General features: G+C 66.3%; 26 protein-coding genes. 13 read left to right on the plus strand and 13 right to left on the minus strand.

The features are described 5' to 3' along the window. The first annotated feature begins 189 nt into the window (after positions 1 to 189). On the plus strand, positions 190 to 1,617 hold the full coding sequence (locus ASF79_RS08940) for a DEAD/DEAH box helicase (RefSeq protein ID WP_055780374.1): 1,428 nt from the start codon (positions 190 to 192) through the stop codon (positions 1,615 to 1,617). Positions 1,618 to 1,631: 14 nt separating this feature from the next. Here ASF79_RS08940 and ASF79_RS08945 read toward each other — a convergent pair whose 3' ends face one another. Continuing rightward, positions 1,632 to 2,501, minus strand: coding sequence for a PHP domain-containing protein (locus tag ASF79_RS08945; RefSeq protein ID WP_055853880.1), 870 nt, complete (start codon positions 2,499 to 2,501; stop codon positions 1,632 to 1,634). 52 nt (positions 2,502 to 2,553) lie between these two features. On the opposite strand from ASF79_RS08945, the gene ASF79_RS08950 reads away from it, so the two are divergent. Continuing rightward, the gene (locus ASF79_RS08950; RefSeq protein ID WP_055780368.1) at positions 2,554 to 3,834 is read left to right on the plus strand and encodes a hypothetical protein; all 1,281 of its coding nucleotides are present in this window, start codon (positions 2,554 to 2,556) and stop codon (positions 3,832 to 3,834) included. 559 nt (positions 3,835 to 4,393) lie between these two features. On the opposite strand, the gene ASF79_RS08955 is transcribed toward ASF79_RS08950, so the two are convergent. Both ASF79_RS08955 and ASF79_RS08960 read right to left on the minus strand, forming a co-directional pair. Next, positions 4,394 to 4,993, minus strand: coding sequence for a hypothetical protein (locus ASF79_RS08955; protein WP_055853881.1), 600 nt, complete (start codon positions 4,991 to 4,993; stop codon positions 4,394 to 4,396). Next, a complete protein-coding gene (locus ASF79_RS08960; RefSeq protein WP_055853886.1) occupies positions 4,990 to 5,622 on the minus strand; it encodes a hypothetical protein in 633 nt (210 codons plus the stop codon). The genes ASF79_RS08955 and ASF79_RS08960 overlap by 4 nt, the downstream gene beginning before the upstream one ends. A 46-nt stretch (positions 5,623 to 5,668) precedes the next feature. Here ASF79_RS08960 and ASF79_RS08965 point away from each other — a divergent pair, with 46 nt between their 5' ends. Next, positions 5,669 to 7,132, plus strand: a complete 1,464-nt coding sequence (locus tag ASF79_RS08965) for an aminopeptidase P family protein (RefSeq protein ID WP_055853890.1) — start codon at positions 5,669 to 5,671, stop codon at positions 7,130 to 7,132. A gap of 23 nt (positions 7,133 to 7,155) precedes the next feature. On the opposite strand, the gene ASF79_RS08970 is transcribed toward ASF79_RS08965, so the two are convergent. Then, positions 7,156 to 7,650 (minus strand): general stress protein, encoded by a 495-nt coding sequence (locus ASF79_RS08970; RefSeq protein WP_235500708.1) that lies wholly within the window; start codon positions 7,648 to 7,650, stop codon positions 7,156 to 7,158. Positions 7,651 to 7,697: 47 nt separating this feature from the next. On the opposite strand from ASF79_RS08970, the gene ASF79_RS08975 reads away from it, so the two are divergent. The 4 genes from ASF79_RS08975 to ASF79_RS08990 all read left to right on the plus strand — a co-directional run bounded on the left by ASF79_RS08975 (position 7,698) and on the right by ASF79_RS08990 (position 11,122). Then, on the plus strand, positions 7,698 to 9,041 hold the full coding sequence (locus tag ASF79_RS08975) for a magnesium transporter MgtE N-terminal domain-containing protein (RefSeq protein ID WP_055780353.1): 1,344 nt from the start codon (positions 7,698 to 7,700) through the stop codon (positions 9,039 to 9,041). Further along, positions 9,028 to 9,570, plus strand: coding sequence for a DUF1003 domain-containing protein (locus tag ASF79_RS08980; RefSeq protein ID WP_055853893.1), 543 nt, complete (start codon positions 9,028 to 9,030; stop codon positions 9,568 to 9,570). The genes ASF79_RS08975 and ASF79_RS08980 overlap by 14 nt, the downstream gene beginning before the upstream one ends. Next, complete coding sequence (locus ASF79_RS08985) at positions 9,530 to 10,738, plus strand: P-loop NTPase (RefSeq protein ID WP_082495776.1); 1,209 nt, start codon at positions 9,530 to 9,532, stop codon at positions 10,736 to 10,738. Before ASF79_RS08980 ends, ASF79_RS08985 begins: the two co-directional genes overlap by 41 nt. A gap of 108 nt (positions 10,739 to 10,846) precedes the next feature. Then, positions 10,847 to 11,122: a hypothetical protein gene (locus ASF79_RS08990; protein ID WP_055780344.1), complete on the plus strand. Its 276-nt coding sequence runs from the start codon at positions 10,847 to 10,849 to the stop codon at positions 11,120 to 11,122. Positions 11,123 to 11,169: 47 nt separating this feature from the next. Here the strand turns inward: ASF79_RS08990 and ASF79_RS08995 are convergent, their stop codons facing one another. Both ASF79_RS08995 and ASF79_RS09000 read right to left on the minus strand, forming a co-directional pair. Next, on the minus strand, positions 11,170 to 11,397 hold the full coding sequence (locus tag ASF79_RS08995) for a hypothetical protein (RefSeq protein WP_055780341.1): 228 nt from the start codon (positions 11,395 to 11,397) through the stop codon (positions 11,170 to 11,172). Positions 11,398 to 11,427: 30 nt separating this feature from the next. Then, entirely contained in the window at positions 11,428 to 11,817 is a 390-nt protein-coding gene (locus ASF79_RS09000; RefSeq protein ID WP_055780338.1) for a twin-arginine translocase TatA/TatE family subunit, read from the minus strand. 77 nt (positions 11,818 to 11,894) lie between these two features. Between ASF79_RS09000 and ASF79_RS09005 the strand changes: the two genes are divergently transcribed. Further along, complete coding sequence (locus tag ASF79_RS09005; RefSeq protein WP_055853895.1) at positions 11,895 to 12,527, plus strand: O-methyltransferase; 633 nt, start codon at positions 11,895 to 11,897, stop codon at positions 12,525 to 12,527. 88 nt (positions 12,528 to 12,615) lie between these two features. Here ASF79_RS09005 and ASF79_RS17065 read toward each other — a convergent pair whose 3' ends face one another. From ASF79_RS17065 to dapE, 3 genes are all read right to left on the minus strand, one after another. After that, the gene (locus ASF79_RS17065; RefSeq protein WP_078714890.1) at positions 12,616 to 12,789 is read right to left on the minus strand and encodes a DUF3117 domain-containing protein; all 174 of its coding nucleotides are present in this window, start codon (positions 12,787 to 12,789) and stop codon (positions 12,616 to 12,618) included. A 77-nt stretch (positions 12,790 to 12,866) separates the two neighbouring features. After that, positions 12,867 to 14,078, minus strand: a complete 1,212-nt coding sequence (locus tag ASF79_RS09010; protein ID WP_055853898.1) for a mannosyltransferase family protein — start codon at positions 14,076 to 14,078, stop codon at positions 12,867 to 12,869. Next, the gene (gene dapE, locus ASF79_RS09015) at positions 14,075 to 15,211 is read right to left on the minus strand and encodes a succinyl-diaminopimelate desuccinylase (protein ID WP_055853902.1); all 1,137 of its coding nucleotides are present in this window, start codon (positions 15,209 to 15,211) and stop codon (positions 14,075 to 14,077) included. Before dapE ends, ASF79_RS09010 begins: the two co-directional genes overlap by 4 nt. A gap of 67 nt (positions 15,212 to 15,278) precedes the next feature. Here dapE and dapD point away from each other — a divergent pair, with 67 nt between their 5' ends. Both dapD and deoC read left to right on the plus strand, forming a co-directional pair. After that, positions 15,279 to 16,259 (plus strand): 2,3,4,5-tetrahydropyridine-2,6-dicarboxylate N-succinyltransferase, encoded by a 981-nt coding sequence (gene dapD / locus ASF79_RS09020; RefSeq protein ID WP_055853907.1) that lies wholly within the window; start codon positions 15,279 to 15,281, stop codon positions 16,257 to 16,259. 44 nt (positions 16,260 to 16,303) lie between these two features. Next, positions 16,304 to 17,005, plus strand: a complete 702-nt coding sequence (gene deoC / locus ASF79_RS09025) for a deoxyribose-phosphate aldolase (RefSeq protein WP_055853910.1) — start codon at positions 16,304 to 16,306, stop codon at positions 17,003 to 17,005. Positions 17,006 to 17,032: 27 nt separating this feature from the next. Here the strand turns inward: deoC and ASF79_RS09030 are convergent, their stop codons facing one another. The 4 genes from ASF79_RS09030 to ASF79_RS09045 all read right to left on the minus strand — a co-directional run bounded on the left by ASF79_RS09030 (position 17,033) and on the right by ASF79_RS09045 (position 20,425). Then, on the minus strand, positions 17,033 to 18,361 hold the full coding sequence (locus ASF79_RS09030; RefSeq protein WP_082466188.1) for a citrate synthase: 1,329 nt from the start codon (positions 18,359 to 18,361) through the stop codon (positions 17,033 to 17,035). A 171-nt stretch (positions 18,362 to 18,532) separates the two neighbouring features. Next, on the minus strand, positions 18,533 to 19,633 hold the full coding sequence (gene dapC / locus ASF79_RS09035) for a succinyldiaminopimelate transaminase (protein ID WP_055853914.1): 1,101 nt from the start codon (positions 19,631 to 19,633) through the stop codon (positions 18,533 to 18,535). Next, positions 19,634 to 19,963 carry a ferredoxin gene (gene fdxA / locus ASF79_RS09040; protein ID WP_055780318.1) on the minus strand — a complete coding sequence of 110 codons (330 nt, stop codon included), beginning with the start codon at positions 19,961 to 19,963 and terminating at the stop codon, positions 19,634 to 19,636. It abuts the gene before it with no gap. A 51-nt stretch (positions 19,964 to 20,014) separates the two neighbouring features. Then, positions 20,015 to 20,425 carry a hypothetical protein gene (locus ASF79_RS09045; RefSeq protein ID WP_162239078.1) on the minus strand — a complete coding sequence of 137 codons (411 nt, stop codon included), beginning with the start codon at positions 20,423 to 20,425 and terminating at the stop codon, positions 20,015 to 20,017. Positions 20,426 to 20,513: 88 nt separating this feature from the next. On the opposite strand from ASF79_RS09045, the gene ASF79_RS09050 reads away from it, so the two are divergent. From ASF79_RS09050 to efeO, 3 genes are all read left to right on the plus strand, one after another. Further along, positions 20,514 to 21,839 (plus strand): acyltransferase family protein, encoded by a 1,326-nt coding sequence (locus ASF79_RS09050; RefSeq protein ID WP_055853922.1) that lies wholly within the window; start codon positions 20,514 to 20,516, stop codon positions 21,837 to 21,839. A 132-nt stretch (positions 21,840 to 21,971) separates the two neighbouring features. Next, positions 21,972 to 22,841 carry an iron uptake transporter permease EfeU gene (efeU, locus tag ASF79_RS09055; RefSeq protein WP_055853925.1) on the plus strand — a complete coding sequence of 290 codons (870 nt, stop codon included), beginning with the start codon at positions 21,972 to 21,974 and terminating at the stop codon, positions 22,839 to 22,841. Further along, positions 22,838 to 24,016: an iron uptake system protein EfeO gene (gene efeO / locus ASF79_RS09060; protein ID WP_055853930.1), complete on the plus strand. Its 1,179-nt coding sequence runs from the start codon at positions 22,838 to 22,840 to the stop codon at positions 24,014 to 24,016. The genes efeU and efeO overlap by 4 nt, the downstream gene beginning before the upstream one ends. Positions 24,017 to 24,018 lie beyond the last annotated feature (2 nt).

The raw sequence follows: 24,018 nt of genomic DNA on the forward strand, positions 1-24,018 counted from the left end.
ACGCGCCCTTATTCGTGTCGATCCAGTAAACTCGGGGAAGCCCTGACACAAATCGGGGCGTCTACGCCGCCCGCCAGGCGCCATCGCCGGCCTTCGACGCGCAGGGGACGGACCACTCCGGTCACGATCCCCGCCTCGACCACTCTCCCCAGCGGCGTAGCCCGATAATTCATGACAGGGCATCACACAGTGACTTTCACCGATCTAGGCATCGACCAGGACATGGCCGACGCTCTTGCGAGCAAGGGCATCCTCGAGCCGTTCCCCATCCAGACCCAGACGATCCCCCTCGCCCTCGACGGCCAGGACATCATCGGCCAGGCCAAGACAGGCACCGGAAAGACGTTCGGATTCGGCCTGCCGCTGATCCAGCGCCTCGGACTCACCCCGGAGAACGGTGTGCAGGCGCTCGTCGTCGTGCCCACCCGCGAGCTCGCAGTGCAGGTGACCGAAGACCTCGTACTCGCCACGTCGAACCGTCCCACGACGATCGTGTCCATCTACGGCGGCAAGGCCTACGAAGGCCAGATCGAGCAGTTGAAGGCGGGCGCGCAGATCGTCGTCGGCACCCCCGGTCGACTGCTCGACCTCGCGGGCCAGCGACTGCTGAACCTCGCCAACGTGCGAGAGATGGTGCTCGACGAGGCCGACAAGATGCTCGACCTCGGGTTCCTCGCCGACATCGAGAAGCTCTTCGCGCAAACCCCGGCGACGCGTCACACCATGCTGTTCTCGGCGACCATGCCCGGCCCGATCGTGGCCCTCGCGCGCCGATTCATGACGAAGCCCATCCACATCCGGGCCACCGACCCCGACGAGGGCCAGGTACAGGCGCAGATCAACCACCTCATCTACCGCGCCCACAACATGGACAAAGACGAGGTCATCGCCCGCATCCTGCAGGCCGAGGGCCGCGGCAAGACCGTGATCTTCACCCGCACGAAGCGCGCCGCGGCGAAGCTCGTCGAAGAGCTGAACGACCGCGGATTCAACGCCGCGGCAGTGCACGGCGATCTGAATCAAGAACAGCGCGAGCGTGCGATGGCGGCGTTCAAGGCGGGCAAGAAAGACATCCTCATCGCCACCGACGTCGCAGCACGCGGCATCGACGTGCTCGACGTGACCCACGTCATCAACCACACGATCCCCGAAGACGAGAAGGCGTACCTGCACCGCGTCGGTCGCACGGGCCGTGCCGGCAAGACCGGTATCGCCGTGACGTTCGTCGACTGGGACGATCTGCACAAGTGGGCGCTCATCAACCGTGCTCTCGAGTTCGGCCAGCCGGAGCCCACCGAGACGTACTCGTCGAGCCCGCACCTCTTCTCCGACCTGAACATCCCGGCCGGCACCAAGGGCCGTCTGCGGCCCGCTTCGCCCAAGACGGATGCGCCCGCCACGGACCGCGCCCCGCGTGGTTCGGGCGACTCCCGTCCCCCGCGCACCCGCTCGCGTGCGCCGCGTTCCGCCGGCACAGAGTCGGGTACCGCGAACGCTCCCCGCACCACGTCTGCAGACGGTGCCGGAACCCACACGGGCACGGGCCCGGAGCACCACGACGGCAACAGCGCTCCTCGCCGCCGCACGCGTCGTCGCACACCACGCGCCGCGGAGTAGATCGACCCGTTTCGTCAGTCGGGCAGCACGGGCTTCCAGCCCGTGCTGCGCTCGACGAGGCGTTCGAGCACTTCCGGTGAGGTCTGGTTCTCCGCCAGTCTGTTGGGCTTTCCCTCTCCGTGATAGTCGCTCGACCCCGTGATCGCCAGGCCGAATTGGGCCGCGAGTTCTCGCAGCCGCGCCTTGCCGTCTTCGGTGTTCTCGCGGTGGTCGATCTCGAGCCCGAACAGACCCGCGTCGACGAGTCGCGACAGTTCCCTCTCGCTCACGACGCCATCGCGCCCGTGTGTGGCGGGATGCGCGATAACAGGAACGCCGCCCGCCGCCACGATGAGTTCGACCCCCGTCAGCGGGTCGGGCGCGTAATGCGGAAGGTAGTAGCCGGCCTGCCAGTGCAGGATTCCGGCGAACGCATCGCTTCTCGTCACCGAGTGTCCCTTGGCGACGAGAGCGTCGGCGATGTGCGGCCGCCCCACGGTCGCCCCGTCCTGCGTCTGCGCCAGCACATCGTCCCAGCTCAAGTCGTAATCTGCGGCGATGGCCTGCACCATGTCCTCCGCCCGGGTAAGCCGGGCAGACCGGATGCGCGCGGTCTCGGCGACCAGCCCGGCGCTGTTGGGATCGAAGAGATACGCGAGCATGTGGATGCTTGCACGGCCTCGGCGAGTCGACAGCTCCATTCCGGGAATCAGGGCGATTCCCGCCTTCCGAGCCTCAGCGGATGCCGACTCCCAGCCGGCCGTCGAGTCGTGGTCGGTGAGGGCCACGGTACCCAGTCCCGCTTCCGCTGCCGCGCGCACGAGCCTGGCCGGAGTCTCGGTTCCGTCCGAGGCACTGGAGTGTGTGTGCAGATCGATCGGCCCTGGGGGGAATACGGATGCCATCTGCCCATCGTACGAGTTCGAGCACGCACGGGCTCGCCGCTACGATGAGCGCATGAGGTCGACGATCCGCGAGGTGCTCCGGCTCGCGGGCCGCACGTGGCCCATGCTGCTGGTCTGGTTTCTCGGCGGCTGGATCGTGCGCTGGATCGTCATCCGTATCGCCGCCGAGCTCGGGGCGATCGACGCGACGCTGGGCCTGATCGTTCTGCCGATCGCCGTGCTGGCCAGGCTGGTGTCGTACATCGGCATGTTTCTGGTGCTCCGGGACTCCATGCCCGCCTTCACTCGGCTCGCGCAAGGCAACGTCACCGACGACTCCGCCGAGGAGACAGCCCTCGGTTTCCGCGACATTCTGCTCTCGAGCGTGCTCGTCTTCTTCGCGTTGTATTCGGCGATGGATCTCATGCGCCAAGACCTCCTGCAGTACGCAGGTCTCGCCATCGAGTCCGACAACTTCTTCACCTACGCCGACTCCGGCACGACCGTGCTGGCCGTCACCGCCACTCCTGGGTCGGTCGCGGTGGCCATCATCGCCTTCGTCGGTCGCTTCGCCCTCAAACGCCTGCGATCACGGTTGCCGGCGTGGACCTCGATCATCACGGTCTACCTCGAAGCGGTGTGGGTGTTCATCGCGGTCAACGTGTTGTCGAGTCTCTTCAGCGTCGTACCCGACTGGATCGACAGCCGCCAGTTCATCCGGTCTCTCGACGACCTGCGTCAGACACTCGTCGAGAATTCTCTGACTCTGAGGCTCGCGTGGGATGGCGCATCCTGGGTCTGGAACTCGAGCAGTGAGATCGTCTTTCTCGCCCTGGCCTGGCTTCTCGTCGCCGGCGTCGTCTATGTGCGTTCGCTGACGACCTCGCGGCTCGAGTTGCGCCGGCGCGACCGCCCCCGAGGACCGCTCCTCGGGGCCACCCTGAACTCCGCCCCAGTCGGCCTGGCTCGCCGTGCGCGACCCTTGTTCGACGACGCCATCGAGATAGCGAAGCCCCTGCTTCTGAGCGCCAGGGTGATTCTGAGAGGCGGCATCGTCTTTCTGGCCGTCTACGTCTTCGCCTACGCCCTCTGGGTGAGCATCGGCGACTGGGTGCTCGCGGGAATCTACGCGGCGATCGGCCCACATCCCTACGCGTGGTGGATGGCGACCGATCAGCCGATCGGCTTCTTCATCGATCTCCTCGTCGAGCCCGTGCGCATCAGCCTGCTCGCGGTCGCGTTCGACTTCTGCCTGAGGTCGTCTCGCCGCGCCGCCGATGTGGCGCTCGACGACATGTCTTCCGACGTCGATGCGCTCGAGACCTCCGACGGCGAGAGTTCCAGCTCGAGGTAGTTCGGTGACAGTCCGGGCTTCTCGATCTGCACCCACGAACCCGTCTTCGCGGCACCGCCCGGAAGAGTAGCGGCGACGATGAGCCTGTAGGGCGCGCCCTCAGAGTCGGCGCACGTCGTCTGCGCATCGCCGGTCGAGGGGAACTTGCGGGGCAGGTCGACGTTGGCGTTCCAGGTGCGTCTCTCCGGATGTTCCGGGCTCGTCGCCGAGATGGTGAGATTACACGAGTCGACGGGTCCGTCGCCCGGCGTGACCTCGAGAACCGCCACGATCAGATCCAGATCGGGCTCGAGTTCGAGCTCGTCGCCACCCTCTGTTCCGCCGCGCACGAGCACCGTATCGTCGACCCTGAACTCGACACCGCCGTAGACGACGCTGTCACCGCCGGCCACCTCGATCGGGCGGGAATAGAGGCCGTTCTGGTAGTCGAACCACTCGCTCGACGTGGTGAGGATCAGTGTTCCCGGCAGCAGCACGGCGAGGGCCAGCACCGGCCAACGATTTCGTCTCCACCACGACGGCTCGGATGCCTGGGCCGGCTCGCCGGGCTGCTCCGCGCTCACAGGACCCTCTCTTGGGGCCGCGACACCGCGACGTCTGCTTCGACGGGAAGCGACGTCAGATCGACCTGCGTGACGAGGCGGGAGTCGAGAATCGCTTGAAACGATGCATTGATGCCGATCTCGGCCCTGGCAGCCTCTGGTGATCTCAGTGCCTCGTCGGAGACTTCGAACAGAATGACCCCGGCCGAGGCGATGCCGGGTCTGACGCTGCCGTCGTCGAGCGTCACCAGAGGCAGTCGTTCGGTCGCGTAGTAGGTCGTGTCTCCGATCGTGAGGGTCGGTCGGTACAGCGACGAGGGTTCGAACCTGGCCGCGATATCTGCGTCGACCACGACCCAGGTTCCCGTCGTCTCGCCTGTCCACTCGCTGTCGGCGGCCGTGGCGTCGATCGACGATGCCAGGCGCACGGCGGTCACCGACCCCGTGAGCGTGCGGCCGGTCAGGACATCGCCGATGTCGCCGCGCACGTTGAAGGGCGCATTGATGTCGTCGCCGTGCGGCGTGATCCCGTAGACCACTACCGTGGCCGTCAGCGCGACGACGACCGTCAGCGCCGACACTGCGCCGCGTCGGGTCACTCGCACGCGGGCCGTCACCGGGCGTCGTCCTTCGCGAAGTCGAAGCCTCGGTCGCCCACGACGAGGGAGACGTCCGCCGTGACGACGGGGTTGTCCCACGTGTCGTCGAAGAGGAACCCTTTTCGCAGGGTCTTGTCGAGCACGTGCACGGTGATCGTCGAACCGGCTCGTTCGTCGGTGGCGGGGATCTGCCACAGCAGAACGACCTCTTGTGAGACCCCGGGCTGCAGCATGGCATTGCTCGAAGACTCGCCGATACGGATGACCTCATCGGCTTGCGGGTCGCCGTTGGAACCCGTGAGACCGTCGACCAGGACGTTGTCCTTCGACTTGTCCATCGGCGTCGTCGACACGTTGGTGATCAGCGCTCGTACCGCGAAGAACCGATTGCCCTCGTCGGGCTCGAAGTACGGATCGAACTCATCGGCGAGAAACGCGTCCGTGATCGTCACATCGAGCTGCTTGCCCTCGATGACCTCGCCGCTCGCCGCCTGCGCAACCGGCGGCTTCGCCACCGTGTTCAACCCTCCGAAGCCCGCGACCGTTCCGAGCACGACGACGATCGCCGAGACGACGTAGAGAGCGGGAGAGGCGCGCTCGACCAGCGAGACCAGACGCGACGTCGAACGGTCACGGACGGCTGGCATGCGTCTAACTTACTCGGCACCCGAATCGATGGCTCAGAATAGATGCATGGCCGACGCACAGAAGACAGACAACTCCGACGCTCCGACGCAAGCCGAAGCGTCGAACAGAAGCACCACCCCGGGCTCGACGACGTTCCGCGATTTCATCGCCAGCGGGTGGGCGGATCGAACCGGCATCGTCCCGCCGGCCCGGCCCGAGGCATCCTTCGCCGCGGCGCGCCGCGACGCTATCTCGGCTCTGTACCCCGACGAAACCCTGGTCATTCCCGCCGGCGATCGCAAGCAGCGCTCCAACGACACCGACTATCCCTTCCGCGCCCACTCCGCGTTCTCGTGGCTCACGGGCTGGGGCTCCGACAGCGAGCCCGGAGCCGTGCTGGTGCTCGCCCCGCGGGCCGGCGGTGGACACGACGCGACGCTCTACTTCCGCGAGCGGGCGGGGCGCGACTCCGACGAGTTCTACGCGAACTCGGAGATCGGCGAGTTCTGGATCGGTGCCCGACCGTCACTGGCCCAGGTCGCCGGCGACCTGGGGATCGCCACCCGCGGCATCGCCGACTTCGATGCCGTTCGACAGACGGCGGATGCGTCGACCCGGATCGTTCGCGAGGCGGCCGGTGATCTGCTGACGGGCGCAGACGACGAGCTCGACGCTGCCTTCGCCCGCGATCTCTCCGAGCTACGCCTCGTGAAGGACTCCTTCGAGATCGAACAGATGCGATTGGCCGTGGCCGCCACCGCGCGTGGCTTCGACGACGTGATTCGTGACCTGCCGAAGATCTCTGCGCACCAGCGCGGCGAACGCCTGGTCGAGGGCGTCTTCAACACCCGCGCCCGGGTCGACGGCAATGCGGTCGGTTATGACACCATCGCCGCGTCCGGGCCTCACGCGTGCATCCTGCACTGGACCACGAACGACGGGCCCGTCGTGCCTGGCGATCTGATGCTGCTCGATGCGGGGGTCGAGGTCGATACTCTCTACACCGCCGACATCACGCGCACCCTGCCGATCTCCGGCACCTTCTCCCCCGTGCAGAGAGACATCTACGAGGCCGTGCGCGAGGCGGCCGATGCCGCCTTCGCCATCGTGCGTCCGGGCATCCGGTTCCGCGAGATCCACGCCACCGCGATGGCCGTGATCGCTCGGCGTACCGCGGAGTGGGGTCTGCTGCCCGTCTCGGCCGACGAGGCTCTCGAGGCCGACAACCAGCAGCACCGCCGGTACATGGTGCACGGCACGAGCCATCACCTCGGCATCGACGTGCACGACTGCGCCCAGGCACGACGGGAGATGTACATCGACGGCATCGTGGAGGAAGGAATGGTCTTCACGATCGAGCCGGGGCTCTACTTCCAGCCGGATGACCTGACGGTTCCCGAGTCGTTCCGGGGTATCGGCGTCCGCATCGAGGACGACATCCTCGTCACGGCCGACGGTGCAGAGAACCTCTCTGCCGACATCCCGCGTACGGCCGACGACGTCGAGGCCTGGATCGCTCGCCTGAGCTAGTTTCGAGCGAGGGCGCTCGTCGATCAGGCGGCGGGCGCCTCGAGCACGTTCTTCGCCTTGTTGGCCACATCCGGGCTGACGAGGAGGGAGTAGCTCGTGGCGATCACCTGCATGGTCGAGGTGAAGTCCCGTCGTCTCCGTGAGATCGAGTAGGTGACGATGCGGAAGATCATTCCGAAGCCCGCGCCGATGAGGCTGGCCGCGGCGATGAACGGGAGTGATGTCGCCGTCGGCGACAGGATCACGAGGAAGAAGCCGAAGAACAGGCCGAGCCACAGTCCGCTCAGGGCCCCGGAGACAGCAGCCCTGGCGTAGCTCTGCTTGCCCAGCACGCGCTCGACCGTCTTGAGGTCGCTGCCCACGATAGAGACCTCGGCAACCGGAAAATCGGCGTGCGCGAGCCGGTCGACCGCGCTCTGCGCCTCGACGTACGACTCGTAGGTCGCAACGACCTCACCCCTGGGCATCGTCACGGAATTGCTGGGCGTACGGCCGCCGAATGGCATCTGGTTACTCACAGGACCATCCTCCCATGACCCTCATGTGGAAGGTCTAAGTTAGACGTGTGAGTGCCACCAGAGTCTTCGTCGCCCGTCTGGCCGGGTGTACCGTCTTCGACCCCGCCGGCGATCGACTCGGCAAGGTCCGCGACGTGCTCGTGGTGTACCGCAGAACCGAGTCGCCGCGGGTCGTCGGACTGATCGTGGAGATTCCTGGCAAACGCCGTGTCTTCCTGTCGATCGGGCGTGTGACATCGATCGGCAGCGGTCAGATCATCACGACCGGCCTCATCAACGTGCGCCGCTTCGCGCAGCGCGGCGGTGAGGTGCGCGTGATCGCCGAGATGCTCGGCCGCAAGTTCGACTTCAACGATGGCAGCGGCGAGGCCACGGTCGAAGATGTCGCGATCGAAGAGGTCGGCCCCGGCGAGTGGCAGGTCGCTCAGCTCTTCGTGCGCCGGCCGAAGGCTGGCGGTTCACCGTTCGCCAAGGGAGCGACCTCGTTCGTGCTCTGGCGGGAGGTCGTCGAGCAGACCAAGGGCGGCGAGGCCCAATCCGCGGAGCAGCTCATCGCGACGTACTCCGATCTCAAGCCCGCCGACCTCGCGTCGACGCTCATGGATCTTCCTCAGGCCCGCATGCTCGAGGTGGCCGAAGAACTGCCGGATGCCCGCCTCGCCGACGTTCTCGAAGAGATGCCCGAGAGCGAACAGGTCGAGATCCTCGGACAGCTCGGCGACGACCGCGCCGCAGACGTGCTCGATCAGATGCAGCCGGACGATGCGGCCGACCTGATCGCGCAGCTGTCCGGTGAACGCGGCGAGGCTCTGCTGAGCCTGATGCAGCCCGAGGAAGCCGACGACGTGCGCATGCTGCTGTCGTACGAACCCGACACGGCAGGTGGTCTCATGACCACGGAGCCGATCATCGTGTCTGCCGATGCGACGGTCGCCGAGGGCCTCGCACTCATCCGACGTCAGGAGATGGCCCCCGCGCTGGGCGCCGCGATCTGCGTCACCCTGCCCCCGTACGAGCCGCCTACGGGACGGTTTCTCGGCATGGTGCACTTCCAGCGCATGCTCCGCTATCCCCCGCACGAGCGCCTCGGCACACTGCTCGACTCGAGCCTCGACCCGGTCACGGCCGATACGTCCGCGGCCGAGGTATCCCGCATCCTCGCGAGCTACAACCTCGTGTCCGTTCCGGTCGTCGACGACAACCACCGACTCGTCGGGGTGGTGACCATTGACGATGTCCTCGACTATCTACTGCCCGATGACTGGCGAAGTCACGACGGCGACGACGAGAAACGCACCCCGACGCGTTTCCCCGAACGAACAGTCCCCGTTCCCACGAAGAGACCAGTACGCATAGGCGCACGAAGGAGGGCCGGCAATGGCACGCAATAACCGCTCAGACGTTCGCCTCGACGCGCCCAAGGGCCTCCGCAGCAATGTGATACCCCGGCGCAACCGGCAGAGCCGCGACAGATTCGGACGAGGAACAGAGGCCATCGCCCGCGGCATGGGGACGCCCTGGTTCCTCGTCATCCTCACGGTGTTCGTCGTGGCATGGATGTTCTACAACACCACGGCGCCCGAGGGCCTGCGGTTCGACGACGCGGCGATCGGATTCACGGCGCTCACTCTCATCCTGTCGCTGCAGGCCTCGTACGCCGCGCCTCTGATCCTGTTGGCGCAGAACCGACAGGACGACCGCGACCGGGTACAGATCGAGCAGGACAGGCAGCGCGCCGAGCGCAATCTGGCCGATACCGAATACCTGGCCCGCGAGGTCGTCGCCCTCAGACTCGCCATGAAAGATCTGGCCAGCAAGGACTTCATCCGCACGGAGCTGCGCGCGTTCCTCGACGAACTCGATCGCGACGCCGAGCCGGATGCCGAGGGTCGCCGTGCAGCCGGAACACCGAGTGTCTGAGGCGCCCGGCACACAGCTCGGTGAGGCCGTCCGGCAAGCTTTGGCGCGCGTCATCGACCCGGAGATCCGCAAGCCGATCACCGACCTCGATATGGTCGGCGGCGTCGACGTCGACGAGGCGGGTCGCGCGTCCGTCGATCTCAAGCTCACCATCGTCGGATGCCCGGCAGCAGACACCATCGAACGAGACGTTCGGGCGGCGGCGTCCTCCGTTCCGGGCGTGACGACGGTCGACGTCGACGTCTCCATCATGAGTTCCGACGAGCGCAGAGCGCTCGTCGACAAACTCCGAGGCTCGGGGGCCCATCGGTCGGTGCAGTTCGGACCCGAATCACTGACCCGCGTCTACGCGGTCACCAGCGGCAAGGGCGGGGTGGGCAAATCGACCCTGACGGCGAATCTCGCCGTGGCCCTCGCCGCCCGCGGGCTGCGGGTCGGCATCGTCGACGCCGACGTCTACGGGTTCTCCATACCCGCGATCCTCGGTCTCGTCGACGATGACGGGCTCGCGGTGAAGCCGACCCGCGTCGGCGACATGATCCTGCCCCCGGTGGGTCGAGACGTGAAGGTCATCTCGATCGGCATGTTCATCGACTCGGCGCCCGGATCGGGCTCGTCCGGTGGCGCGGTGGCGTGGCGCGGCCCGATGCTGCACCGCACGATTCAGCAGTTCCTCACGGATGTATTCTTCGGCGACCTCGATGTACTCCTTCTCGACCTTCCGCCCGGAACGGGCGACATCGCCATCTCGATAGGGCAGCTGCTTCCGAACGCCGAGGTCATCGTCGTGACTACTCCTCAGCCCGCGGCGGCCGATGTCGCCGAGCGCAGTGGCATCGTCGCGCGACAGACCGGTCAGCGCATCTTCGGAGTCATCGAGAACATGGGTCCACTCACGCAGCCCGACGGCTCGATTCTCGACCTGTTCGGATCGGGTGGTGGCGAGGAGGTCGCCAGACGGCTGTCGGCGGGACAGGACGATCCTGTTCCCTTGCTCGCATCGGTTCCCCTGAGCCTTCGGCTGCGTCAGGGAGGCGACACGGGTGATCCCCTGGTGCTTGCAGACCCCTCTGATCCGGCAAGCGTCGCGATCCTCTCCGTCGCAGACCGGATTGCGACCCGGGGACGTCAGCTGGCCGGTCGCCGGCTCGGCGTCTCCCCTCGCTGAACCGACGCCTCCTCCCCACAGTCCGCACGCCGAGGTCCATCCACAGCATCGACCCTCGTGGGGAAGAAACAGCCTTTCGGGGTCGGTCGGTGCGTCTAGCCTGCCCGCATGATCGACGACGCGTATCCGGTTCCCTTCGCCATCGAGAGGCGCACCGCGCCGCACGCTGTCGTGCTCACCAACCGCAGCTCCGAACGCCTGACCGCTTTGTCGTTCAGCCTGCTCGGAACCGGTGCCCTGCGCACGAGCGCCCCGCTGATTCTCGACCCCGGCCGCCAGGTCAGGCTCGTGGTGACCGGCGAGGAGCTGCCCCGTCGGGGCATCGTCGTCGTGCGCTGGTTCCGGCCAGACGGCACCGAATATCTCTGGCGCATCACCTTCTGACGCGACGATGGCACTCGTAGGCTCCCGGAGAGGGCTGCGTCTTCGCCCTAGAGAACGACGATCGCGGGAAGCCAGCCGAGCACGAGATCCGCCACGACCGGGATGACGACGACGAGCAACGCGGTGACCGCGACGCAGCCCACCAGCACAAGGCCGGCGAGTGTCCACGGCGACGACGTCCAGTCGGCAGAGACGGAGTCGTCGGTGACCACGAAACCGTCCGGTCCAGAGAAGAGGGAGGTGACCGAGTCTGTCTCGTCGACGTCGCTTGTCATGCCCTCAATCTACCGCCCTCGGGCGCAGAATCAGGTCGACTCCGAGTCGAACGGCGTGGCCGTGCCCTCCGACGATTGCGACGCCACACCGTCTTTCTGCCGAGACAGGTACGCGGGTTCGGGCCTCGATACGGGCTTGATGACCGGAGCTGCGGCGGCGGGAGCATCCTCGAGCAACGCCTCGCGAATGATGCGACGCGGATCGTACTGGCGCGGATCGAGCTTCTTCCAGTCGACGTCGTCGAACTCGGGGCCCATCTCCTCTTTCATGCGGACCTTGGCGCCGTTGGCGTAGTCGCGCAGAGTCCTGACGAGGCGGCCGAGCTTCGCCGCGTAACTCGGAAGCTTGTCCGGACCGAGCAGGAAGACCGCTATGACTCCGACGAGCAGTAGCTTCTCGAACGACAACCCGTTGAACACCCTCACAGACTACCTCCGCCGCGTGGCTCGCGTCTGACAGGGTGCCCAGTACCTATGCTTGCCTTCGGGAGAGTGACGTGTCAGGTAAAGAAATGAATTGGAAGTACTCCGAGGACATCGTCCTGGAGCCGGCCGGGCTTGCGCAGGCTCGCGCCCACTCGCTCGAACTCGGCATCGATCCGGTGTCGCCCGCGATCGGCGCGCAACTCGGTGTTCTCGCCGCGGCATCCGGTGCTCAGGCGATCATCGAGGTCGGCACGGGTGCCGGCGTGTCGGGCCTGTGGATGCTGCGGGGTGCGCCCCACGCGTCGATCACGTCGATCGACACCGAGGTCGAGTACCAGCAGGCCGCCCGCGCCGCATTCCTGGCAGAAGGCATCCCGGCCAATCGCTTCCGGCTCATCGCCGGGCGCGCGGTCGACGTCCTGCCGCGGATGAATGAGAACTCCTACGATCTCGTGCTGATCGATGCCGACACCGACAATGTGATCGAATACGTCGAACACGGTCTCCGACTCGTGCGCAAGGGAGGAACGGTCGCCGTTCCCCACGCTCTCTGGCGCGACCGCGTGGCTGACCCCGCGCAGCGCGACGACACCTCGACGGATTTCCGCACCCTCATCACCGAGCTCTCGAAGTCGAGCGCGGTGCTGGTGGCCCTCTCCCCCGCGGGCGACGGACTTCTGCAGATAACAAAAGTCGGCGACTGATCGTCGGGGAGAATGGGTGTGAACCCGTTCTCCCGTCGGATCAGCCGCCGAGCTTCGCTGTGTGGTGCGTTTCTCGAACGCAGCCAGATCAGGCGGGGGTCACTACCCCCGCGAGAGCATCGTGCAACTCTTTCGCCTCGGCATCGTTCACCGAAACCACGAGGCGACCGCCTCCTTCGAGTGGCACTCGCACGATAATGAGGCGTCCTTCTTTGACAGCCTCCATTGGTCCGTCTCCGGTCCTGGGCTTCATGGCGGCCATGCGGCTCCCTTTCGTCGTGAACTTCTATTATCCGCTATTTCGCGGCGGTTCCACCGCCGCCCCTCTGGACGCGGGGTCTACGGCGGGGTCCAGTCCGCTCCGTCGACGCCCCAGCACAGCAGCAGCCAGCCTGTCTGCGCGGCCACGAAGACGACGATCATCGAGACCCGGTAGATCGGCGACTTGGGCTGCGCCACCGCACCGAGCAACGGAAACATGGGCATAAGCAGCCGAAATGTGCTGGACTGCGGAAAGAAGACGGCGAGGAGATACAGACCGTAGCTCAGGACCCAGAGCCTCAGATCGGCCCCGAGCCGACGGACCGGGCGAAGAAACAGACTGAGGCCGAAGGCGATGATCAGCAGCACGACCACCGCTCCCCCGGTCGGGAAGCCGGACTGCGAGTTCAACCACCAGTTGGCCCCCTGGAACCACGGCGCGAATGGCACGAGGTGCTGGTAGCCGATGTAGGCCGACCGCCAGGCCAGCTCAGTGTCGGTGTAGGCCGTGAGGTCTCCTGTGACCACGCCCGCGATCGCTGGCCAGAGGAGCCCCATGGCGGCGCTGAAGACAGCGATCACGCTGACCAGGATCCGTTCCGGCCACGGGAACGGGTCGGCGCGCCGCGTGACGAAGCGCACGATCACATGGAGCCCGAGGAAGAGCGCGAAGGCCAGCCCCGATGGACGTGTGAGCGCCATGACGGCGATCAGGGGTAACAGCCATCCGTACCGCCGCTGCACGACGAGATAGAGGCCGACGACGAGCAGGAAGGTGTAGAGCGATTCCGCATACGACAACTGGAAGAGCGCGGAGACCGGCGCCACACAGAACAGCACCACCGAGAACATGGCCGTCTGCGAGTCTCCCAGCACCCGCAGCATCAGCTTGTAGAACACGAGCGCCGCCCCGAGCCCCGCCACCACCGACACGGCCACCGACACGACAGGCCACGAGAGCGTGGTGACGATCATGAGCCCTCTGATCAGGAACGGGTACACAGGCATGAACGCCCACGCATTCTCACCGATGTGCCCGTCGACGGTGATCGGCAGCTGTTCCGGATACCCCGTCATCGCCACGATGAAATACCAGTGGCCGTCCCAGATGGTGGCGAAATCGACGTACGACGGATGCGCGCCCGTCCACGGATTCGCTCCCTGCCCGGCGGCTATGGCCAGGATGATGACCGTGCTGACCACTCGAGCCGCCACATAGATGAGTGCGACTCGCGCCCACCAGGGAAGGACCCGGTACCGGATGAGCGCAGCGCGCCTGCGCGTGATCATTCGCCCGAGACGGCTGTTCCGTTCAGCCACCGTCGCAGGCCGTCTTCGCAGGCAGTGATCTGACTGAGGAGCACCCGCTCGTCGTCGGCATGGGCCTTCAACGGATCCCCCGGCCCGTAGTTCACGGCGGGAACGCCGAGCGCCGAGAAGCGCGCGACGTCGGTCCATCCGTACTTGGGCAGCGGAACCCCGCCCACGGCGTCGATGAACTGTCGTGCCACGGGAGCGTCTAGACCGGGCCGAGCCCCCTCGGCCACATCGACGATCGTCACGTCGAAGCCGTCGAACAGCTCGCGAATGTGGGCCTCGGCCTCCGCACCGGAGCGAGACGGCGCGAATCTGTAGTTGACCTCCACCGCGGCCGCATCCGGAATCACGTTGCCGGCCACCCCGCCGCTGACGCCGACGGCGTTCAGACCCTCGCGGAACACGAGCCCCTCGACCTCGACCTGGCGGGGCTCATACGACGCCAATGTCGCCAGGACGGGCGCCAAGGAGTGGATGGCGTTGTCGCCGACCCAGCTGCGCGCGGAATGGGCGCGCAGTCCGTGCGTTCGTATCTGTGCCCGCAGCGTTCCGTTGCAGCCGCCCTCGATCAGTGAATTGGTCGGTTCACCGAGAATGGCGAAGTCGCCTGCGAACAGCTCAGGAGAGTTTCTCGCCAGTCGTCCGAGGCCGTTCAGCTCGCTCGACACCTCTTCGTTGTCGTACCACATCCACGTGATGTCGACGGAGGGATCGGTCAGCTCGGCCGCGAGCTTGAGCTGCACCGCCACTCCGCCCTTCATGTCGACGGTTCCTCGCCCCCACAGGTACTCGCCGGGAGCACCGTGCGTCGAGCCCTCCGGCAGGGTCTCGTATCGGGTCGGCAGGTTGTCATTGATGGGCACCGTGTCGATGTGTCCGGCGATCACGACGCGCGAGGCGCGGCCCAGGTCGGTTCTCGCGACGACGGTGTCTCCATCTCGATGCAGCTCGAGGTGGCTGAACTCACCGAGGCTCGCGACGATCGCGTCGGCGATGGATGTCTCGCCGCCCGACACCGACGGCATGTCGCACAGCTGCTTCGTCAGGGCGATCGACGTGGCGCCGAGATCGAGGGGCGACGTCAGGGCGGTGGCAGAATCCGTCATGCCGCCAAGCCTAGATGCCGACGTCGCACACAGCTGGCGACGACGACGGACTCGATAGGCTCAGCGTATGAGTTCTGAGACATTTGCCAGCCCCGCGACGCCCGAATTCGCCTGGGCGACCGGTCTTGCCACGGTGTCGGGCGGCGGAGTCGTTCTCGACACCTGGTACCTGAGCCCCGCCCTCGGACGAGCACCCGAAGGCAGAGACCCGCACCTCGCGGACGCGTCGCTCGACGCCCACGCCCAGCCGGATGCCCGGCGCAACGTCACGGTCGAGGTCGTCACCACCGAGATCGATCTGCGCGAGCCCCCGGCCTCGACCCCGGATGCATACCTGCGGCTCCACCTCCTGTCGCACCTTCTCGTGCGCCCCAACACCATCAACCTCGACGGCATCTTCGGGCATCTCCCGATCGTGGTGTGGACGAATGCCGGCCCCGTGCATCCAGACGACTTCACCCGTCTCCGCCCATCGCTTCAACGGCACGGTATCGCGAGCACCGGCATCGACAAGTTCCCTCGCCTGCTCGACTACGTCAGCCCGGTCGGGGTGCGCATCGCCGACGCCTCTCGCGTGCGCCTCGGCGCCCACCTCGCCCCCGGCACCACGGTCATGCACGAGGGCTTCGTGAACTTCAATGCGGGCACGATCGGCACCTCCATGGTCGAGGGCCGGATCTCGCAGGGCGTCGTGGTCGGCGACGGTTCCGACATCGGCGGCGGCGCATCGATCATGGGCACCCTGTCCGGAGGAGGAACCCAGCGGGTCTCCATCGGTGCTCGTGCCCTTCTCGGCGCCAACTCCGGAATCGGCATCTCCATCGGCGACGACTCGGTCGTCGAAGCGGGTCTCTACGTGACCGCCGGCACCAAGGTGGTCATCGTCGACTCGGCCCCCACTGCGGATGGCGTGCGACGCACCGCGAAGGCCGTCGAACTCTCCGGGATTCCGAACCTGCTGTTCCGTCGCAACTCGCTCACGGGCGCGGTCGAGGTGCTGCCCCGCACGGGCACCGGCATCGAACTCAACGCCATGCTGCACGCCTGAGCCGACTCGCTCTTCCCGCCGACTCCCGATCAAAGGACACGTTCATGACCCCCTCCGACAGCACACCCATCACAACCGAACAACTCGCGCGCTACTTCGATCACACGCTGCTGAAGCCGGAGGCCACGGCCGCCGACGTCGCGACCCTCATCACGGAGGCCGACGATCTGTGGGCGTACTCCGTCTGCGTCTCTCCGTCGATGCTGCCCCTGGAACTGCCGCAGGGCTCGTCGCTCAAGATCGCCGTCGTCTGCGGCTTCCCCTCCGGCAAGCACCACTCCTCGATCAAGGCCGCCGAGGCCGCTCTCTCGGTAGAGCAGGGCGCCGACGAGGTCGACATGGTGATCGACGTCGGTGCGGCCAAAGCCGGTGCATTCGACCGCGTCGAGGCCGACATCGCCGCCGTCCGCGCCGTGATCCCAGCCCCCCGCATCCTGAAGGTGATCATCGAGTCGGCGGCGCTGACCGACGATGAGATCGTGTCTGCCTGCCTCGCGGCGCAGAACGCAGGCGCGGACTTCGTGAAGACCTCCACGGGCTTCCACCCGAGCGGCGGCGCCACGGTGCACGCCGTGCGGCTCATGGCCGAGACCGTCGGCGCACGTCTGGGCGTCAAGGCATCCGGCGGCATCCGCAGCTACGACGACGCCGTGGCCATGATCGAGGCCGGCGCCACCCGTCTGGGCGTCTCGAGCTCGCGTCAGGTACTCTCCGGCGCACCGGCGACCGGAGACGGCGGCTACTAGAGCCGCCGTCCGCGCGGTCGGCCGGTCCTAGCGGCCTGAAGGCAGGTCGCGGGCCGCGTGGCCTAAGTACAGCTGCTGAGGGCGGCCGATCTTCGTCTGCGGATCGGTCGTCATCTCGCGCCAGTGGGCGATCCACCCCGGCAGTCGACCGATGGCGAAGAGCACCGTGAACATGCGGGTGGGAAAGCCCATCGCCTTGTAGATGACGCCCGTGTAGAAGTCGACGTTGGGGTACAGGCGACGCTCCTTGAAGTAGTCGTCTGCGAGTGCGATCTGCTCCAGTTCCTTGGCGATCTCGAGCAGGTCGTCGTGAACTCCGAGCGCCTCGAGCACCTCGTCGGCGCTCTCTTTCACGAGCTTGGCGCGTGGGTCGTAGTTCTTGTAGACGCGGTGGCCGAAGCCCATCAGCTTCACGCCGGCCTCTTTGTTCTTGACGCGCTCCACGTACTTCGCGACGCCCTCCCCCGATGCCTGGATGTCGCCCAGCATGCTCAGGACGGCCTCGTTGGCGCCGCCGTGCAGCGGACCGAAGAGGGCGTTGATGCCGGCCGAGATCGACGCGAACATGTTGGCCTGGGTCGAACCGACCAGGCGCACGGTCGACGTCGACGCGTTCTGCTCGTGATCGGCGTGGAGGATGAGCAGCCGCTCGAGCGCGCTCGACACGACGGGGTTCACCTCGTAGGGCTCGGCCATGGTGCCGAAGTTGAGGCGCAAGAAGTTGTCGACGAAGCTCAGCGTGTTGTCGGGATAGAGGAACGCCTGCCCGACGCTCTTCTTGTGCGCGTACGCAGCCATGACCGGCATCTTCGCGAGAAGTCTCAGCGTCGAGATCTCGACGTGCTCGGGGTTGGTGGGATCGAGCGAGTCCTGGTAGTACGTCGACAGGGCGGACACGCCGCTCGAGAGTACCGACATGGGGTGAGCCTGGTGCGGCAGCCCGTCGAAGAAGCGCTTGAGATCCTCGTGCAGCAGCGTATGCCGACGGATGCGTCGATCGAAGTCTTCGAGTTCGCTCTCGGTGGGAATCTCGCCGTAGATCAGAAGCCATGAGACCTCGAGGAAGCTGAGCCCCTTCGCCACCTGCTCGATCGGGTATCCGCGATAGCGCAGAATGCCCTGGTCTCCATCGATGTACGTGATGTTCGACTTGGTGGCGGCCGTATTGACGAACCCGTAGTCGAGGGTCGTCATTCCGGTCTGCTTGGTGAAGGTCGACAGGTCGATGGACGATGCCCCGTCGACGCTCTCGAGGATGGGGAACTCGGCGGTGCCTCCCGGGTACGAGAGTGTCGCCTTTCCCGGTTCTACTGCTTCGGGTTCTGATGCTGATGTGTGCTGCCCGACGTCGGTCACGGCGCCTCCTGACGAGTGTTCCTGCCTGATGGTAAGTGGCGGGACGCTAGACGCAGGATGTGTGACCCCGGACCGCGTTGACCCTCCTACAGCCTAGGGCGAAATGAGGGCAACCATGACATCCGCCCGCAACCGACGGGTCTCATTGGAGGGTGCCGACAACGCGAGACGTCAGGAAAGACGCGTGACGGCGGCCGCGATCCGTTCATCTGTAGCGGTGAGCGAGACCCTGACGTGCTGCGGGTAGTGATCACCGTAGAAGGGGCCGGGACCGGCCAGAATGCCCCGTTCCGCGAGTTCTGCGATGGTCGTCCAGGCGTCGACGCCCTTCGTGCCCCAGAGGTAGAGACCGGCCTCGCTGCGATCGATACGAAGCCCGAACTGCTCGAGGGCGGGTCGCAGCGCGTCGCGTCGCGCCCGGTAGAGACCCTTCTGCGCGGCGACATGCTCGTCGTCGGCGAGTGCGACCACCATCGCGGCCTGCACGGGAGCGGGGGGAATCATGCCGGCGTGCTTTCGCACGGTCAGGAGGCGCTCGATCAGAGAGCTGTCACCCGCCACGAAGGCCGCCCGGTACCCGGCGAGATTCGACTGCTTGCTGAGCGAATACACCGCCAGCAGGCCGGTGCGATCTCCCCCGGTCACCCGGGGGTCGAGCACGCTCGGAACGGGCTCGTCGCTCCAGGGACCGTCCCAGCCGAGCTCGGCGTAGCATTCGTCGCTCGCCACGATCGCACCGAGCTCGCGCGCGCGGGCCACCGCACGACGTAGGTCTGCGACATCCAGAACCGAACCGTCGGGATTGCCGGGCGAGTTCAGCCAGACGAGGCGCGTGTTCTCCGGCCAGTCGGCCGGGTCGTCGGATGCGATGGGCAAGGCACCCGCAATCGCGGCGCCGACGGCGTAGGTAGGGTAAGCGGCCCGGGGGTGCACGACGACATCGCCGTCGCCGAGACCGAGCATAAAAGGCAACCACGCGACGAGTTCCTTCGACCCGATGGTGGGCAACACCTCGTCGTCGCGCACGTCCGGCACAGCGCGACGGCGATGGAACCAGCCGGCGACCGCCGATCTGAGCGCCGGTGTCCCGGCCGTCTGCGGATACGCGTGCGCATCCGTCGCCGATGCGAGCGCCTCTCGAACGAGCCGTGGCGTCTCATCGACAGGCGAACCGATCGACAGGTCGACGATTCCGTCGGGGTGTCGACGCGCGATGTCGGCATAAGGCCTCATCGCGTCCCACGGGTAGTCGGGAAGAGCCGCGAGGGCCACTTACTTCTCGCCGTGCGACTGCGGAGGCAGAGCCGAGATGACGGGGTGATCCTTGGCGATCACGCCGACCTTTGCAGCGCCGCCGGGAGAACCGATGTCGTCGAAGAATTCGACGTTGGCCTTGTAGTAGTCGGCCCATTCCTCAGGCAGATCGTCTTCGTAGTAGATGGCCTCGACGGGGCAGACAGGCTCGCATGCACCACAGTCGACGCATTCATCGGGGTGGATGTAGAGCGAGCGTTCGCCCTCGTAAATGCAGTCGACCGGACATTCGTCGATACAGGCCCGGTCTTTGACGTCGACACAGGGCAGGGCGATGACGTAGGTCACAGTGCGTTCGTTCCCTTCATGCCGCACAGGAGATGGTGCGACTGGACAAGTCTAATTCTTCGAAAAGCGGGGCCATGCGAGTACCAGCAGTGCGATGACCGTGGGGGCGAAGGTCCAGATGACCCCGAGCACGTTTCCGGGCACGAGAATCGAGCCTCCCGCGCTGGGCTGGGAGAGCAGGAAGATGGTCACGACGATGCCGAATGCGGCGAGGATCGCGGTGGTACGCGTGCGCAGAACCAGGCGCAGCCCGACGAGCAGGAGCGTGACTGCGAGAAGCGCGATGATGATGCCGACCGGCAGGGCGAACCCCGCGACGATCGTCCACGTCGATTGACTGACGGCCGTGCCCATGACGCCGAACAGCACGCCCAGGCCCAGGCCGACGACCCACGACACGGCGCGCGACGACAGCGCCTCAGGGGATGCCGCCCGGAGCGGCTCTCTCGTCTCGTCGATCACCACCCCAGACTATCTGGCAGCGGAGCTGCGCCGACCCCCCACCACTCGTCGCTATCATGTTCGATACCCACCCGGAGGGAATGATCCCGTGCCCAACCGATCCACCCGAACGGCCGCGACCAGCGGCAGAGAATCGGTCGACGTCGTCGGTCTCGCGGCGAAGAGCAAGCGCGACCTCGTCGTCGACCTGGCGCGGGTGTTCTGCGTCTTCGCCGTCGTCACGATGCACTCGCTGATGGTGGGCCTCTACCGCGATGGCGACGCGATCGGTCAGATCAATCCGCTGCAGACGCAGAGCTGGTTCGCTCTCGCCACGTGGGTCGGCCAGATCATGCCTCTCTTCTTCGTCGTCGGGGGCTTTGCGGGCGCCGTCTCCTGGCGGAGCGCCATGCGGCGCGGCACGACGCCCGGTGAGTTCCTCCGGACACGCCTCGTTCGCCTGCTCAGGCCCGCACTACCGCTCCTCGTGTTCCTGACGGTCGTCCTCTGGGTTCTCGTGCTCTGCGGCGTCGACCGAGGAGTCGTCGACATCGTCGCGGCCGGCGTCGGCATGCCGCTGTGGTTCCTGGCGGCGTTCATCTCCTGTCAGGCCTTTCTCCCGATCGTGCATCGCTGGCACGTCTCGCGCCCCGGCTCGACGATCGCCACACTCGTCGCGCTGTCCGTCATCGTGGATGCCGCACGCATCCTCAGCGGCATTCAGGAGATCGGTCTCCTCAACCTCGTCTTCGTCTGGCTTGCCGTGCAGCAGCTCGGATTCTTCTACGCCGACGGATGGTTCGCGCGGCGAGCGCGCTGGCAACTCGCCGCGGGGGCGGTCGCGAGTTACACGCTCCTCGCCGTGCTCACCTATGCGCTCGACATCTATCCGGTCGACATGCTCACGAACCTCAACCCCGCGACCGTGCCCCTGATTCTGCTGGGCGTCGCACAGGTCTGCATCCTTCATCTGCTGTACCCGCTTCTGCGGGTGGCCATGACACTCAAGCCGGTGCTGATCGCGACGTTCTTCGTCGGCAGCAGGGCGATGACCATCTACCTATGGCATCTGCCCATCATCGTGGCGCTCAGTGGTGGACTGTTCCTCAGCGGCTGGGTCGACAGCGTGCCGGGAAGCGGCGCATGGTGGGCGACCCGTCCATTCTTCGTCGTGGCCGTCTGGCTGATCCTCGGAGCGCTGAGCCTGGCCGTCGTGCGCTGGGAGCGCCCGGCGAACGCCGCGCTCGAAGGGCTGCGCGACCCCGGTACGGTGCGCATCCGGGTGGCCGCTCTTCTCGCGTTCGCCGTGTTCGTGGCCGAGATCCAGTGGGGGTGGAGTCTGCTGCTTCTGACGCTGACCGCGGCGGTGATCGCCGTTGCTCTTCGTCTAGTGACGCCGGGTCGTGAAGTCACTGTGAACGCTCAGCCGAGCTAACTGGACAGTACGACACCGCTGGGTTACAGTCAGTTTTGGTAAGGCAAGCCTTACCGAACGTACGAGACGACCAGCGTGGGCCGCCTCTCTGCCCCGGCGCCACCCTGCGCCGCCTCACCCGAAGGCTCTACCGTGCTCGCGAACTTTCTCATCGGCCTGCGCGAAGGACTCGAAGCCGCCCTGGTCGTCGGAATCCTCATCGCGTACGTCGTCAAGATCAAACGACGCGACGTACTGAAACGCATCTGGCTCGGCGTCGCTCTCGCGATCCTCGTCGCGCTGTCTCTCGGTGCGATCCTGACATTCGGCACCTACGGACTCTCGTTCGAGGCGCAGGAGGCGATCGGCGGATCACTCTCGATCGTCGCCACCATCTTCGTCACCTGGATGGTCTTCTGGATGCTTCGCACGTCGAAGAACCTCAAGCACCACCTGCAGAATGACGTCGACCAGCATCTCGCGGGTGCCGGATGGGGGCTCGTCCTGGTCGCGTTCCTGGCCGTCGGCCGAGAGGGAATCGAGACGGCCCTGTTCATCTGGGCCGCGGTGCAGGCGACGGGATCGACCACTCTGCCGCTGATCGGGGCCGCCCTCGGAATCGTGGTCGCTGTCATCCTCGGCTGGCTCATCAATCGCGGTCTGGTGCGCATCAACCTGGCGAAGTTCTTCGCCTGGTCGGGCGCCGTCCTCATCGTCGTGGCCGCCGGGGTCCTGTCGTACGGTGTGCACGATCTGCAGGAGGCCGGGATCCTGCCCGGCCTGAACAACCTCGCCTTCGACGTATCCGCCGCCATTCCGCCCGACAGCTGGTACGGAACGCTCCTCAAGGGCACCGTCAACTTCTCTCCGGCTACGACGTGGCTCGAAGCTGCCGCCTGGACCCTCTACGTGGTTCCGACGATGACGATCTTCCTTCGCGCGGTGGTCCGCAAGACGCCCGCACCCCAGACGAGCACGTCCGACAGCAGCACAGCACGTTCAACCCCCCAAGGAGCCCGGTGAAAGCCAGAGCAGTAATCACGACGATCGGCGCCGCAGCGACCCTGCTGGCACTCACAGGTTGCGTGCCCAACGCCACATCGTCGGACGCGGCCGCCATCTCGGTCGACTCCAGCGCTGACGCGTGCTCGGTCAGCAAGAACACGGCATCGAGCGGGACCCTGCGCTTCAAGGTCACGAACTCGGGCGACAAGGTCACCGAGTTCTACCTGCTCGCCGACGACGGCCTGCGCATCATCGGCGAGGTCGAGAACGTCGGCCCCGGGATCTCGCGCGACCTCGTCGTGCAGGCACAGCCCGGCGACTACTTCACCGTCTGCAAGCCCGGAATGATCGGAGACGGCGTCGGCAACGCCGCCTTCTCGGTCACGGGCGACAAGGTGAAGCTCGCGGGCGACGAGCAGGAACAGGTCGACGCGGCAGCCACAAACTACGTCGCCTACATCAAAGACCAGGTCGCTCAACTCGTGACCGGCACCGACACGTTCCTCGCTGCGTACAAGGCCGGCGACGACGCTACAGCGCGCGCCACCTACGCCACCACCCGAGCGAATTACGAGCGCATCGAGCCCGTCGCCGAGTCGTTCGGAGACCTCGATCCCGAGATCGACTTCCGCGAGGCCGACGTCGCGCCCGATAAGGAGTGGACGGGGTGGCACCGTATCGAGAAGGATCTCTTCCCGCCGGCGGCAGCCGAGAACGGCGGCGTCGAGTACGTCGCTCTGACGGCCGACCAGCGCAACTACTACGCCGACAAGCTCGCCGAGAACACCCAGCAGCTCTATGACGCCGTTCACGCGAGCGACTACACGGTGTCGATCGACGCCATCTCCAACGGAGCGATCGGCCTGCTCGAAGAAGTCGCCAGCGGCAAGATCACGGGTGAAGAGGAGATCTGGTCGCACACGGATCTCTGGGACTTCCAGGCCAACCTCGAAGGCGCACGCGTGGCGTATGAGGGCGTACGCGACATCGTCGAGTCGAAGGACCCGGAACTCGTGACGACACTCGACACGCGGTTCAGCGACCTCGAGAAGCAGCTCTCCTCGTACGGCAGCCTCGACAATGGCTTCGTCTACTACAACGAGCTCACCCCGGCACAGGTCAAGGAACTCGCCGACGGCGTCAACGCGCTCAGCGAGCCGCTCAGCAAGCTCACCGCGACCCTCGTCGGCTGACT

It is taken from the genome of Agreia sp. Leaf335 (assembly GCF_001423605.1).
Classification (GTDB): domain Bacteria; phylum Actinomycetota; class Actinomycetes; order Actinomycetales; family Microbacteriaceae; genus Agreia.

Bases quoted from the DNA above. Each gene is read 5' to 3' on its own strand.
- ASF79_RS08980 (WP_055853893.1), top strand. From the start codon at position 9,028: ATGGCACGCAATAACCGCTCAGACGTTCGCCTCGACGCGCCCAAGGGC.
- dapD (WP_055853907.1), top strand. From the start codon at position 15,279: ATGAGTTCTGAGACATTTGCCAGCCCCGCGACGCCCGAATTCGCCTGG.
- ASF79_RS08985 (WP_082495776.1), top strand. From the start codon at position 9,530: ATGCCGAGGGTCGCCGTGCAGCCGGAACACCGAGTGTCTGAGGCGCCC.
- ASF79_RS09010 (WP_055853898.1), bottom strand. From the start codon at position 14,078: ATGATCACGCGCAGGCGCGCTGCGCTCATCCGGTACCGGGTCCTTCCC.
- ASF79_RS08960 (WP_055853886.1), bottom strand. From the start codon at position 5,622: ATGCCAGCCGTCCGTGACCGTTCGACGTCGCGTCTGGTCTCGCTGGTC.
- deoC (WP_055853910.1), top strand. From the start codon at position 16,304: ATGACCCCCTCCGACAGCACACCCATCACAACCGAACAACTCGCGCGC.
- ASF79_RS08950 (WP_055780368.1), top strand. From the start codon at position 2,554: ATGAGGTCGACGATCCGCGAGGTGCTCCGGCTCGCGGGCCGCACGTGG.
- ASF79_RS08995 (WP_055780341.1), bottom strand. From the start codon at position 11,397: ATGACAAGCGACGTCGACGAGACAGACTCGGTCACCTCCCTCTTCTCT.
- dapE (WP_055853902.1), bottom strand. From the start codon at position 15,211: ATGACGGATTCTGCCACCGCCCTGACGTCGCCCCTCGATCTCGGCGCC.
- ASF79_RS17065 (WP_078714890.1), bottom strand. From the start codon at position 12,789: ATGGCCGCCATGAAGCCCAGGACCGGAGACGGACCAATGGAGGCTGTC.
- ASF79_RS08945 (WP_055853880.1), bottom strand. From the start codon at position 2,501: ATGGCATCCGTATTCCCCCCAGGGCCGATCGATCTGCACACACACTCC.
- ASF79_RS08965 (WP_055853890.1), top strand. From the start codon at position 5,669: ATGGCCGACGCACAGAAGACAGACAACTCCGACGCTCCGACGCAAGCC.
- ASF79_RS08990 (WP_055780344.1), top strand. From the start codon at position 10,847: ATGATCGACGACGCGTATCCGGTTCCCTTCGCCATCGAGAGGCGCACC.